The 12,450-nt window shown below is 58.9% G+C and carries 10 protein-coding genes and 1 tRNA gene; 4 read left to right on the forward strand and 7 right to left on the reverse strand.

The genetic code is table 11. The features are described 5' to 3' along the window. Positions 1-174 precede the first annotated feature (174 nt). On the forward strand, positions 175-1,260 hold the full coding sequence (locus tag RWZ58_RS03975; RefSeq protein ID WP_313988129.1) for a 2,3-butanediol dehydrogenase: 1,086 nt from the start codon (positions 175-177) through the stop codon (positions 1,258-1,260). 168 nt (positions 1,261-1,428) lie between these two features. Here RWZ58_RS03975 and RWZ58_RS03980 read toward each other — a convergent pair. Next, positions 1,429-1,514 (reverse strand) — tRNA-Leu (locus RWZ58_RS03980). Between the two features lie 219 nt (positions 1,515-1,733). Here RWZ58_RS03980 and pepN point away from each other — a divergent pair. Continuing rightward, entirely contained in the window at positions 1,734-4,406 is a 2,673-nt protein-coding gene (pepN, locus tag RWZ58_RS03985; protein ID WP_314657578.1) for an aminopeptidase N, read from the forward strand. Positions 4,407-4,798: 392 nt separating this feature from the next. Continuing rightward, positions 4,799-6,058 (forward strand): hypothetical protein, encoded by a 1,260-nt coding sequence (locus tag RWZ58_RS03990; protein ID WP_303936914.1) that lies wholly within the window; start codon positions 4,799-4,801, stop codon positions 6,056-6,058. A 233-nt stretch (positions 6,059-6,291) separates the two neighbouring features. On the opposite strand, the gene RWZ58_RS03995 is transcribed toward RWZ58_RS03990, so the two are convergent. From RWZ58_RS03995 to RWZ58_RS04020, 6 genes are all read right to left on the reverse strand, one after another. Further along, a complete protein-coding gene (locus RWZ58_RS03995) occupies positions 6,292-7,497 on the reverse strand; it encodes an LCP family protein (protein ID WP_314657582.1) in 1,206 nt (401 codons plus the stop codon). 326 nt (positions 7,498-7,823) lie between these two features. Continuing rightward, positions 7,824-8,078, reverse strand: a complete 255-nt coding sequence (locus RWZ58_RS04000; RefSeq protein WP_070688056.1) for a type B 50S ribosomal protein L31 — start codon at positions 8,076-8,078, stop codon at positions 7,824-7,826. 240 nt (positions 8,079-8,318) lie between these two features. Next, positions 8,319-9,197: an RNA methyltransferase gene (locus RWZ58_RS04005; RefSeq protein ID WP_314657584.1), complete on the reverse strand. Its 879-nt coding sequence runs from the start codon at positions 9,195-9,197 to the stop codon at positions 8,319-8,321. Beyond that, on the reverse strand, positions 9,194-9,982 hold the full coding sequence (locus tag RWZ58_RS04010; protein ID WP_314657586.1) for an ABC transporter ATP-binding protein: 789 nt from the start codon (positions 9,980-9,982) through the stop codon (positions 9,194-9,196). The genes RWZ58_RS04005 and RWZ58_RS04010 overlap by 4 nt, the downstream gene beginning before the upstream one ends. Positions 9,983-10,173: 191 nt before the next feature. After that, positions 10,174-10,917: an SDR family oxidoreductase gene (locus RWZ58_RS04015; protein WP_303972357.1), complete on the reverse strand. Its 744-nt coding sequence runs from the start codon at positions 10,915-10,917 to the stop codon at positions 10,174-10,176. Between the two features lie 72 nt (positions 10,918-10,989). Then, positions 10,990-11,706 (reverse strand): beta-ketoacyl-ACP reductase, encoded by a 717-nt coding sequence (locus RWZ58_RS04020; RefSeq protein WP_005509097.1) that lies wholly within the window; start codon positions 11,704-11,706, stop codon positions 10,990-10,992. A gap of 286 nt (positions 11,707-11,992) precedes the next feature. On the opposite strand from RWZ58_RS04020, the gene RWZ58_RS04025 reads away from it, so the two are divergent. Next, a complete protein-coding gene (locus tag RWZ58_RS04025) occupies positions 11,993-12,220 on the forward strand; it encodes a hypothetical protein (RefSeq protein WP_005506080.1) in 228 nt (75 codons plus the stop codon). Positions 12,221-12,450 lie beyond the last annotated feature (230 nt).

A 12,450-nucleotide genomic window follows, 5' to 3' on the forward strand; every position in this document is an offset into this window, starting at 1 on the left:
CGCACCCATCACCATCCGGCGCTAGCGATGCGAATGCCGGCAGGACAGTTCACAACCGGTCCAGACCATGTCGTTTGGGCCTCTGCCAACACCGTGACAGACCCATGGATGCGAACCGTACCGGCAAGCACACACCGCAGTGAGCGCCACAACCACGCTAAGGAGCTCCATCCCATGAAGGCAGCACGCTTCTACGACCGTAACGACATCCGCATTGAAGACATCCCCGCACCCGAAGCCGCTGCGGGCGAGGTTCTGGTCAAGGTCGCCTGGTGCGGTATTTGCGGTACCGACCTGCACGAATACCTCGACGGCCCCATCTTCTGCCCCCAGCACGGTCACCCCCACCCCATTTCTGGTGAGGACTCCCCCGTCACCCTCGGTCACGAATTCTCCGGTGTTGTTGAGGCACTGGGCGAAGGCGTAGACGACCTGCAGGTTGGCGACCACGTTGTTGTTGAGCCCTACATCATTCGTGATGACGTCTACACCGGCCCCGACTCCAAGGACTACCACCTGTCCAAGGACATGAACTTCATCGGCCTGGCAGGTCGCGGTGGCGGTCTGTCCGAGAAGGTTGCCGTCAAGCGCCGCTGGGTTCACAAGATCCCCAACACCATTCCCCTGGACGAGGCTGCACTGATTGAGCCCCTGAGCGTTGGCTACCACGCTGTTGAGCGTGCAGGCGAGTTCGAAGAGGGCGCATTCGCACTGGTTACCGGTGCTGGCCCCATCGGTCTGCTGACCTCCGCAGTTCTGAAGGCTAAGGGCGCTAAGGTCATCATCTCCGAGCTGTCCCCGCTGCGCCGCCAGAAGGCTCTGGACTCCGGCGTTGCTGACTACGCTTTCTCCCCCGCAGAGACTGACGTTCTGGCTGAGATTCACAAGCTGACCGACGGCCGTGGCGCTGACATCGCGTTCGAGTGCACCTCCGTTCAGCCCGCACTGGACCTGATTCTGGATGCCCTCAAGCCCACCGGTAAGGTCGTCATCGTCTCCATTTGGGGCAAGCCCGCTTCGCTGGACGTTCAGAAGGTTGTGCTCAAGGAGCTCGATATCCGCGGCACCATCGCATACGTGAACTCCCACCCGGAGACCATCAAGCTGGTTGAGTCCGGCAAGATTGACCTCAAGCCCTTCATCACCGGCAAGATTGCTGTGGAAGACCTGATTGACAAGGGCTTCGACACCCTGATTCACCACAACGAGACCGCTGTGAAGATTCTGGTCACCACCGACCCGGAGCGTCTGGCTGAGTAATTCAGTTTCAGCTGATGCAACTGCTCTTCTAGCTTCCTTAGCGTAGCTAGTGTGGGGTGAGGTTCCTTTCAAGGAGCCTCACCCCACTACTTTTTTGTGTGCTTTTTACTGGGCATACAAAACCGGGCATACAAAAATCCCCGGTTCCGAAGAACCGGGGATTATCTGTGCGCGAGGGGGGACTTGAACCCCCACCCTCTAATACGAGGACTAGCACCTCAAGCTAGCGCGTCTGCCTATTCCGCCACCCGCGCAGGTGACTTTCGAACGTTTTCCTTTCGGTGCCGTTCGAAGCAACACGTAATACTATACGGGCTTTCTGGATACTCCGCAAATCGAAAGAGTATGTTCTGTGTCACATATTGAGTATCGTTTATCTCAAACCGCGTCGCAGCCCCTCACGCCCCAACTAATATGACGGGCACGCCCGTTCAACTGTCAGATTTCCGGTCACACCGACTAGAATAAAAAGCATGAATAATGAGAACCTCTCCCGCGAAGAAGCCGCAGAACGTTCGGCTCTCATCAGTGTCGACACCTACGACGTGCATGTCGACCTGACTAACGCCAAGGACCCCGAATTCAAGTCCTACCCCACCGTCACCACCGTCCGATTCTCCTGCAACACCCCCGGCGCAGAAACCTTCATCGACTACATCCACCACAGCGTCGACTCCGTTAAGCTCAACGGCACCGAACTGAACCTGGCAGATGTCGTCAACGGCGCACGCATCACCCTGCCCAACCTGCAGGCAGAAAACGTGCTCACCATCCACGGTCGCTCCTACTACTCCCGCTCCGGCGAAGGCCTGCACCGCTACTTCGACCCCTCCGACGGTCGCGTCTACCTGTACACCCAGTACGAGCCCTCCGACTGCCGCCGAGTCTTCCCGAACTTCGAGCAGCCTGACCTGAAGGCAGTCTTCAACTTCCGCATCACCGCACCCAAGGACTGGGTTGTCAGCTCCAACGGCGTACTCGAATCCCAGGTCGTAGACCCCACCGACGACTCCATCACCAAGCGCGTCTTCTCCCCCACCGCAAAGATCTCCACCTACATCACCGCAATCGTTGCCGGCGAATACTTCACCGCAACCACCACCTACAAGCCCAAGAGCAAGGTCAACAGCGGTGACATTCCCCTGGTCGTCTACTGCCGCCAGTCTCTCAAGCCGCACTTCGACTACGACCACATCTTCAAGGTCACCGAAAACGGCCTGGACTTCTTCCAGGACCTCTTCGACTACCCCTACCCGTACCCCAAGTACGAGCAGGCATTCGTGCCCGAATACAACATCGGCGCAATGGAGAACCCCGGCCTGGTCACCTTCACCGAAGACTACATCTTCGTCTCCGGCGCAACCGAGGACGACCTCGAAGGCCGCACCAACACCATCTGCCACGAAATGGCACACATGTGGTTCGGCGACCTCGTCACCATGAAGTGGTGGGACGACCTGTGGCTCAAGGAATCCTTCGCAGACTTCATGGGCACCCTCGGCGCTAAGGAAGCCAACAACTTCAACGACGCATGGGTCACCTTCGCGAACAACCGCAAGGCATGGGCATACATGCAGGACCAGCTGCCCACCACCCACCCCATCGTCGCTGACATCCCCCACCTGGAAGCAGCATCGCAGAACTTCGACGGTATCACCTACGCAAAGGGCGCATCTGTGCTCAAGCAGCTGGTCGCCTACGTCGGCTTCGACACCTTCATCGAAGCAGCACGCGTGTACTTCAAGCGCTTCGAGTGGGGCAACACCTCCCTGAACGACTTCCTGCAGGTACTCAACGAGGTCTCCGGCCGCGACATGCAGGCATGGGCTAACGCATGGCTGCAGACCTCCGGCGTGTCCGCACTGGGCACCAAGCGCGTCTACGGCGAAGACGGTCAGCTCACCGATCTGATCCTCACCCAGGAACTGCCCGCACAGCAGCCCGCAGGTCTGGGCCGCCCCCACGTGGCAAAGCTGGAAACCTTCGCACTGACCGACGGCAAGCTCGTCTCCACCGGCCTGCTCTCCCTCGAGTACCCGGCAGAGCCCGTCTCCGAGCACCGCGTAGAGCTCACCGACGAGCAGAAGAAGCTCGTTGGCGAAGCTGACCTGCTCATGCTCAACGCAGAAGACCACACCTACGCCAAGGTTGCCCTGACCGACGAAGACGGCCTGCAGGCAGCTATCGAAGGTGTCTCCACCCTCGAGTCCGCACTCTCCCGCGGCCTCATCTGGGGCTCCCTCTGGGAGAACGTGCGCGATGCACGCCTGCCCGTCACCACCTACGTCGACGCAGTGGTCCGCAATGTCTCCAAGGAGCCGAGCGCATCCCTGCTGGGCACCATGGTCAACAACGCACAGGTCGCTATCGCAACCTTCTCCGCACCCACCGGCCGCGAGCGCCTCTACGACGCTCTCTACGACGCATTCGCAGCCGCACTGGCACAGGCTAAGCCCGGCTCCGACGAGCAGCTGATTCTGCTGCGCGGTCTGATTTCGGTCTCCACCAACGCGACCAAGGGTGAAGAGCTCTGCCGCGATATTGCCCGCGGTGCGTTCGAGGACACTACCGGCGATATTGCTGACGCAACCGGTATTCCTTACGACCAGAACCTGGGTTGGAGTGCACTGGGTGCGCTCGCAAGCCGTAACCTGGTGACTGTTGAGGATCTGGACCGTGCGGCTAAGTACAGCCCCTCCTCGATTTCTTCGAATGGTTACGCGTACGCGATTGCTGCTCTGCCCTCTGCTAAGCGTAAGGCTGCCGCGTACAAGACCATCATGGAAGACGAGTCGCTGTCGAACGACGCTCTGGCTTCGACCATTAACGGTTTTGCTCGCGGTCCGGTTGAGCTGCGTGAGTCCTACTACGACTCCTACTTCGAGGCTCTGCTGCCCCTCTGGGCGTCCCGTTCGATTGGTATGGCGACCCGCATTGTGCGTGGCCTGTACCCGAAGGCTCCGTACAACACCGGCTCCACCGAGGGTCTGGGTGTTGAGGGTAACCCCTCCGTGGCGCTGGCTCAGAAGTGGCTGGAGGCGAACCCCGACGCTCCTTCGGCTCTGCGTCGTCTGGTTCTGGAGGCTCAGGATCACGGCCACCGTTCGATCGTGGCTCAGAAGTTCAACGCTTCCCTGCAGGACTAAACTGCATGGTTTAAGGGCTTGTGGCGGGATGTGAGCCAGCATCTAGACTAGGTTCCGCTCTCCCCCGCTAGGTTCTCAATCCGCTGTGAGAGACTGCCGTTCGGCACGCTCCCGGTAACGCACCGGGACGTGCCGGGCGGTGGTCTTTTTCTGACTCATCTATAGAATTCACAGCGGCGGTATGCCGTCCAAATATTTCCCTCATGCGGCGGTTCACACACTGACGTGGGCACTCATTACCCGGGCAGTTTCACCAGGGCACAAAACTATATGCACCCGGTGCTAAAAGACAGATAAATGTCACCCGTTTTTGTGAGCTGTCCACACTGAAAGCATGAGAGAATAGACTAGGTATCCGCTCGCTTAGACATACATATCAGAAGGAGTTTTCAGTGGTCGATTACGCACTCGGTGACCGCGGTAGCGTTGACATTGTCACCGATGATTACTACGAAGCAGAAACCCTCCAAATCTTTGAGGAACTGCACATCGACCGTGAACGGATCTGGTACGGTGAAGCTCGTCTTGTTCCCGAACCGGATAACCCTTACGAGCCCAACAGCATTGCCGTCTACATTGACGAGTTCAAGGTAGGCCGTATGAGTGTGGAGGACTCTGCTGCGTACTGGGAATCCATTACCCGCGTGGTTGCCTCCGGCTACGAGCCCATCGCGCATCTGCAGCTTTCTGCTGTTGCTGTGCGTGCTGAAAGCGGTGGAATGCGAGTGAAGAGCACCGGTGTGCTCTCCCTGTCCGCGCCTAGCTCTCTCTTCCCCCTCAACGATGCACCGACCCGCGCGACCCTACTGCCCCAGGGCCCCTCTATGAAGGTGCTCGACGAGAAAGAGCACTCCGAATACCTGCACAGCATCCTGCCGCCCAGCGGTGAAGGCCGCGTGATCCTGACCCTGGAAGCAAACCAGCTGAAGACCTCCGACGGCCGCGTGGTTGACAGTGTGGAGGTGCGCCACGACCGTAAGCTCGTCGGTCGCCTGAGCACCCAAATGTCTGAGCAGCTCACCCCCGTGATTCGTTACGCGTTCGAGAACGACCGCCTCACCAGCGCGTGGGGCACCATTCGCGGTAACACCCTCGAACTTTCGCTGACCGTTCAGGCTGCACGCCCAGCAGATATTCCGCAGGAATGGTACGAGACTCTGCCCAACAACGTTCCGGCTCTACTGCCCGTTGGTGAAGACTACGAGGTGTCCCCGGCATTCGTACCCACCGAAGGTGAACGCCATTACCTGGAGTCCTCTGCACAGCAGGCTCCGAAGAAGCGTCGCGGTTTCATGAGCTCCCTGACCGGTGGCTCCTCCGCGCCCGAGCCGACCCGCAGCGAACCTGCCGCGGAGAAGCCGATTATCGAGTACAGCATTGAGGAAGAGGAATACTACGAACCCTCCGAGCGCGAACGTCTTCTGAACCTGGTCAAGGGTGCAGGCCTCGCAGTTCTGGTCGCCGGCCTGATTTCGATGCTATGGACCCCGATGCTCGGCATCCTCATCGCGATTCTGGGTGGCGCTGTCGCGGCAGTTGCCTTCTACTTTGGTCGTCAGCCCTACTACGGTGACTACGAAGCCTACGACGAGTACGAAGAAGACTACGAAGAGACCGACGAGTCTGAAGAAGAAGCAGATTCGAAGGCATAAACTCCTCCACGACAGAGCGTAAAGATACAACGCAAAGATACAAAAGGGGCGGCTACCTTACCATCACGGTGAGGTAGCCGCCCCTTTTGTGCGTCCAGCGGCTCTCATAAACGGTTCCTACACGCTAACGAAAGCCCCTCCGGGTGGCCCACATTCCGGGACTTTCCGGAATCGGTTAAAAACCAGCGGGGGTGAAAGCCTCATCAGCTTTCACCCCCGCAAGGAGTCAGACCTTAGTCCTGACCGTAAGTCGCCATGAACTGATCCATGCTGTCATGCTGCAAAGCATAGGACAGGTTAGCGTTCGCAGCCTGGTTCACGATAACAATCGATTGGCCGTCGTAAGACCAACCCGGACCCGCGTTCGGCAGGGTGGTCATACGCATCGTGGTGTCACCACTGGTCAGCACCGGAGCCGCAATCTGAGCGATCTGCGCCGCATCCAGACCGGAGTCCACACGCATGTAACCTGCAATAGACTCAACAGCAGACTGGAACGAACCCACGTTGCTCAACGCGCCCTTCGCCTTCATCGTGTTGTACAGGCCGCGCAGGAACGCACGCTGGTTACGAACACGCTGGTAGTCACCATCAGCGAACTGGTAACGAGCACGCACGAACGCAAGTGCCGCGCCACCATCCATGTGCTGCATACCCTGCTTGAAGGACCAAATGTTGATATCAAAGTTGAAGGGGACCTGAACGTCCACGCCACCAACGGAGTTCACCAGAGCCTTGAAGCCCTCGAACTCAATCTCAGCCACGTGATCAATCTTGATGCCCAGCAGGTTCTCAACGGTTGCCACCTGCAGAGAAATACCACCGTAGTTCAGCGCCGCGTTAATCTTTGCCGAACCGTAACCGGGGATGTTCACCCAGGTATCACGCATAATCGAGACCAGGTACACGCCCTTGCCGTCAGCCGGGATGTGCATGAGCATGATGCTGTCCGCACGGGAGCCGCTCACCTGAGCAGCTTCAGAACCGGAACGGGTGTCACTACCGAGCAGCAGAATGTTCTTACCGGGGCCCTTCACGACATCGTAGCTGTAACCGTCATCCAGGATGCCGTCGCCGTCCTTATCGTGCTCGCTGGCGTTCGCCGCAAGAGCCGCCGCAGCATCCGAACCGCCATCTGCGGAACCATTGCTACCGTTAGTGCCGTTCTTACCAGTATCCGAGTTAGTCACGATCGGAGCCTTCAGCTCCGTCACGTTGAGCTTCTTAGCCTCGCCAAGCTGCTCCTTAATTTTGGCTTGATCTTCGTCCACCTTAGTGATGGAGTCGAACTTCTCGGTCTTGCTATCCCAGGTGTGGCCAGCACGCCAGATGAAGAAACCAATACCGAGGGTAATAACCAGCAGAAGAATCAGCAGGATCAGCAGAATACGCTTGACCCATTTCTTCTTCTGCGACGGTTCAGAGTGAGCGTCGCTCATAGGATGTCCTTTGTTTGAGGTGGTGATACGCGAGGTGCGTAGCGCATCCAGCGAAGTCTCTAGAATACAGAGAGCCGGAAAATAACCCGCCGATATGGGGCAGGGCTGGAAGGCACAGAAAATGCACAGCTCGCAAAATACTTTCCCATTGTAACGCCGTCAGCTGGTCTACGCACTGGCGAACAAAAGGTTTTACACTACAACTTTCCTCACGTTCGCGCGAACCAATCAGCTACACGCCATAGAACGCACAATGCCCCGCCTCCTTGAAAACCAAGGAGAACGGGGCATTGATTTCGCTATAAAGCAAAACCTGGAAAGAAGATTTACTTCTTGCCGAAGTTTGCGAAGCGTGCGTTGAAGCGCTCGACGCGACCTGCGGAGTCCATGATGCGCTGCTTACCGGTGTAGAACGGGTGCGACTCGGACGAGATTTCAACCTCGACGATCGGGTACTCGTTGCCGTCTTCCCACTTCTCGGTCTTGTCCGAGGTCATGGTGGAACGGGTCAGGAAGACCTTGCCGGATGCGAGGTCGCGGAACAGAACCAGGTTGTAGTCCGGGTGGATTTCTGCCTTCATTGATTACCTTCTTCTGCTACTGGATTTTGCCAGTAGCCCTTATATAGATGGAGTAGGTTTTTCGATGTGCAGCTATCGAGAAAATCTCAGAGCGCATCACCATTGTGCACGCATAGGGCGCACACAACCCATTAAGGGTACCACCTTCACGGATTAAATCCCAGTACGTTCCCTCACAGGCACCAACCTAGCTGCCGCAAGAGCACTCGAAGAAGACGCTCACGCGGGGTAAGAATCGGGTTAAGAACGCGGACGAGTCTCCCAGAACGCCACGGCGCTCGCCGCCGCAACATTCAAAGAATCCACGCCGTGCGACATCGGAATCATCACCGTATCGTCACACGCAGCCAGGGTCCGGGGCGACAGTCCGTGCCCCTCCGTACCCAGAATCAGCGCCAGCTTCTCATCCCGACGAGCAGACAGCTCCTCCAGAGTCAGAGAGTCCTCTTCCAGTGCAAGCGCTGCGCTCTTAAAGCCCAGCTCATGCAGAGTCTGCAGGTCAGCAGGCCACGACTCCAGACGAGCCCACGGCACCTGAAAAACAGTACCCATCGACACGCGAATCGAACGGCGATACAGCGGATCGGCGCATCGCGGAGTCACCAGCACAGCATCCACGTCCAGCGCGGCAGCCGAACGGAAAATAGCGCCCACATTCGTGTGGTCCACAATATCTTCCAAAATCGCCACGCGAGACGCCCCCTGCAACAACTGCTCCAGGGGTTGCGGCGCCGGGCGAGCCATCGCCGCCAACGCGCCACGATGCAGATGAAAACCGGTCACCTGCTCCAGCTGTTCCTCACTACCCACATACGCGGGAGTGGCAGGATGGGCGCACAGAACATCCGCCAAATCATCAGCCCATTTCTCACTCATCAGGAAAGAAACGGGCTGATGACCGGCAGCGAGCGCACGACGAATCACCTTCGAGGACTCCGCAATGTAGATACCCCACTGCGGTTCCACGGCGCTACGGAGCTTCACATCGGTCAGCTGCGTGTAGTAGCGCAGAGCCTGCTCGGGTGCTTGCTCCAGAGCCGTGACCGACTCGATAGCGTAGACCCGCTCGGCGCGCTCAGCAATCTGTTCGGCGCTCAGCTGCTTCGGGCGTCGGCTCATGCGCGCTTGAATGCGGAGTAACGACCCGCGGGGGTGGCAGTCAGAGCCAGGTCCATGTCGTAGGTTGCGGCGAGGTTAGCCTCGGTAATGGTGGACAGAATCGGGCCTGCAGCAACCACGCCACCGTCACGGACCAGCAGGGCGTGGGTGAAGCCAGCCGGGATTTCCTCGAGGTGGTGGGTGATGAGCACGGTAGCCGGTGCGTAGGGGTCAGCGGCAAGCGCGGTCAGGCGCTCGACCAGGTCCTCACGACCGGAAATGTCCATACCTGCGCCGGGCTCGTCCAGCAGCAGCAGCTCGGGGTCGGTCATCAGTGCGCGGGCAATCAGTGCACGCTTGCGCTCGCCGTCGGAGAGGGAGCCGAAGGTGCGGTCGGCGAGGGTGTCAACGCCCCAGTCAGCCAGCAGTTCGGTGGCACGCTCGTCGTCCATAACGTCGTATTCTTCCTTCCAACGGCCGGACACAGCGTACGCTGCGGTCACGACAACGTCGGAAACCTTCTCGGTGGCGGGAATCTGGTTTGCCGAAGCACCGGAGGACAGACCAATGCGCGGGCGCAGGTCAAAGACATCAACAGCGCCGAGGGTCTCGTCAAGGATTTCAACCTCGCCGCTGGTCGGGTGCAGGCGAGCTGCCGCAATCGACAGCAGAGTGGACTTACCGGCGCCGTTCGGGCCCAGAACAACCCAGCGTTCACCTTCGTTCACAGTCCAGGAAACGTCGTTGAGAATCTTGCGGCCGCCGCGAATCACGGAGACATTCTGAAGGTTGAGTACGGTGCTCATGGTTCTTCTTCCAGTGAGTTAGATGGATGGGATGCGCCCCACCCCGCAACCCGTGCCGGGTTATCGGAGCGGTTGGCGCATAGTGCGCGGGTACCCCACATTGGGTTCCTCACGCAAAGAATAGAGGGGCTACAGGTGCCGCCACGGAAGGCGTGAGCGCATCCGTAACGGCACCTGAAGCAACAGAGTTATTAGTCGATGAAGCCGCGTGCGCCACCGACCAGCTCAACGTGGCCGGTCTCAACGTCTGCGGTGACCATCTTCGCGATTTCCTGCGCGAACTCGTTGACGGTGTAGAGCTTGCCGGCGGTCTCGCGGCGCTGCTCGATAGCGCCGGGGTGCAGGCGGTTCAGCAGGGTTGCGGTGACGGTGCCTTCAATCATGTCAGCGGAGACCACGACCAGGGAGATGCCCTTCTCGGAGAGTGCGGGAATCTCGGCGATCAGTGCGTCTTCGCCAGCGCGCTTGGACTCTGCGACGGGCTTGTACTCGTCCATGGTCTCAACTTCGCGGATGAAGTGTGCCTGGTGGCTGGTCACGAACACGATGCGTGCGCCCTCGGGCATCTTCTCTGCAGCCAGGCGTGCCAGGTTCAGCTGTGCGTCACGGTTCAGGCGCATTGCGTAGTCCTCGCCCATGCCGGTCTCCATGCCGCCCGAAGCGTTCAGGATCAGGTAGTCCAGGGAGCCGAAAGTCTCAACAGCGGTGTTGACGAGGTTCTGCAGGTCATCGCTGTTGGTCACGTCAGCCTGCACCGCAATTGCCTTGCCGCCAGCCTCTTCAATAGCCTTGACGATCTTGTTCGCACGCGGTGCCTTGGAGCGGTAGTTCACCACGATGTTCGCGCCCTCAGCGGCGAGAATCTGTGCGGTGTCTGCGCCAACGCCGCGGGAGGAGCCGGTGATGATAATGGTCTTGCCGGTCAGCTGTGCCATAGTTTTATGTCCTTAGGTTTAGAAAGGGTGCGCCCACGCTCGGGCGCTTCATGCAGTCCGTACGGGGTGGGGTTAGTGACCCATGCCCAGGCCGCCATCAACGGGGATGACAGCGCCAGAAATGTAGCTAGCCTCATCGGATGCGAGCCAGCGAATCACGCGAGCAACCTCTTCAGCCTCCGCGAAACGGCCAGCCGGGATGGATGCGAGGTAGTTCTTCTTGGTTTCCTCGGGCAGAACCTCAGTCATTGCGGTGTTAATGAAGCCCGGTGCCACCACGTTCGCGGTGATGTTGCGGCCACCCAGCTCGCGGGTGATGGAGCGTGCCATACCAACCAATGCCGCCTTAGATGCGGAGTAGTTGACCTGGCCGGGGGAACCGTACAGACCCACCACGGAGGAAACGAGGATAATGCGGCCGCGCTTGAGCTTCAGCATGCCCTTGATAGCGCGCTGAACCACGCGGAACGAACCGGTGAGGTTGGTGTCGACAACGTCGGTGAAGTCGGATTCCTTCATGCGCATCAGCAGCATGTCGCGGGTGATACCTGCGTTGGCGACCAGCACCTCCACGGGGCCGAATTCTGCTTCAATTTCCTTGAAAGCTTCGTTAATGCTGTCGGCATCGCGTACATCTGCCTTGACGGCGAAAAATTCTTCGGGGGCTTCACCGCTGCGGTAGGTGATGCAGACGTTGTGGCCTGCTGCCTGGAATTCCTTGGCAATTTCGTAGCCGATGCCTCGGTTGCCGCCGGTGACCAGCACGGTCTTGGGAGTGTTCTCGCTCATGAGCTTCCTTGATGAGTCGACCCCTCGCAATCGGAGCCGATGCAGCGGCTCCGCGGTCGGGGTGTGGACGGATGGACAGTCGAACCTTATTTTACCGCGTTTTAGGGCGAAGGTGCCGCAGGCTACACTCCACTCTTGAACGCTGAGCACCTGCTCCCCTTCTTTTACATGCCTCATCGGGCGCGTACACTAGCTGAAGCGGAACTGCCCGCACCCCTTTTCTGCGGGGTTGCGCGGGCACGGAATAACACCGCACGTCGAGGCGCAATAGTAAGGATTAGAAGATATGGATCTGCTCGGTTCACTCTCACAGGATGCACAGCCCGAGTACGCCAAGTGCTCCCGCAAGGGCTGCCAGCAGGCGGCAGAATTTCAGCTGCTCTGGAACAACCCGAAGGTTCACACCCCCGAGCGCCGCAAGATTTGGCTGGCATGCTCCGAGCACGTGGGATGGCTGGAGAACTACCTGCGTGAGCGCGAGTTCTGGAAGCAGACTCTGCCGTTTGAGGGATAGTGCCACTTGAGAGGTGACGCCGCTTGAGGTGGTGCCGCTTGAGGGATAACCCAGCCTATCGAAAGTAATTTCGATATATGCTATATTTATTCTAATTAGTTCGAGTGAACATCCCGGCACCCAGGCAACCACACTCGCAGGGCAATCACACTCGCTGAGCAATCGCATTCAAGGAGGCACCTCCCCATGATGGGCTATTCGCACACCGTCAGCGCCGCAGCTGGCTGGCT

Source organism: uncultured Rothia sp. (assembly GCF_963544205.1).
GTDB lineage: Bacteria > Actinomycetota > Actinomycetes > Actinomycetales > Micrococcaceae > Rothia.

Coding starts and splice junctions, on each gene's coding strand:
- RWZ58_RS04005 (WP_314657584.1), bottom strand. CDS start 9,197: ATGAGCCGACGCCCGAAGCAGCTGAGCGCCGAACAGATTGCTGAGCGC.
- RWZ58_RS04015 (WP_303972357.1), bottom strand. CDS start 10,917: ATGGCACAGCTGACCGGCAAGACCATTATCATCACCGGCTCCTCCCGC.
- RWZ58_RS04010 (WP_314657586.1), bottom strand. CDS start 9,982: ATGAGCACCGTACTCAACCTTCAGAATGTCTCCGTGATTCGCGGCGGC.
- RWZ58_RS04020 (WP_005509097.1), bottom strand. CDS start 11,706: ATGAGCGAGAACACTCCCAAGACCGTGCTGGTCACCGGCGGCAACCGA.
- RWZ58_RS04000 (WP_070688056.1), bottom strand. CDS start 8,078: ATGAAGGCAGAAATCCACCCGGACTACAACCTGGTTCTGTTCCGCGAC.
- RWZ58_RS04025 (WP_005506080.1), top strand. CDS start 11,993: ATGGATCTGCTCGGTTCACTCTCACAGGATGCACAGCCCGAGTACGCC.
- RWZ58_RS03995 (WP_314657582.1), bottom strand. CDS start 7,497: ATGAGCGACGCTCACTCTGAACCGTCGCAGAAGAAGAAATGGGTCAAG.
- pepN (WP_314657578.1), top strand. CDS start 1,734: ATGAATAATGAGAACCTCTCCCGCGAAGAAGCCGCAGAACGTTCGGCT.
- RWZ58_RS03975 (WP_313988129.1), top strand. CDS start 175: ATGAAGGCAGCACGCTTCTACGACCGTAACGACATCCGCATTGAAGAC.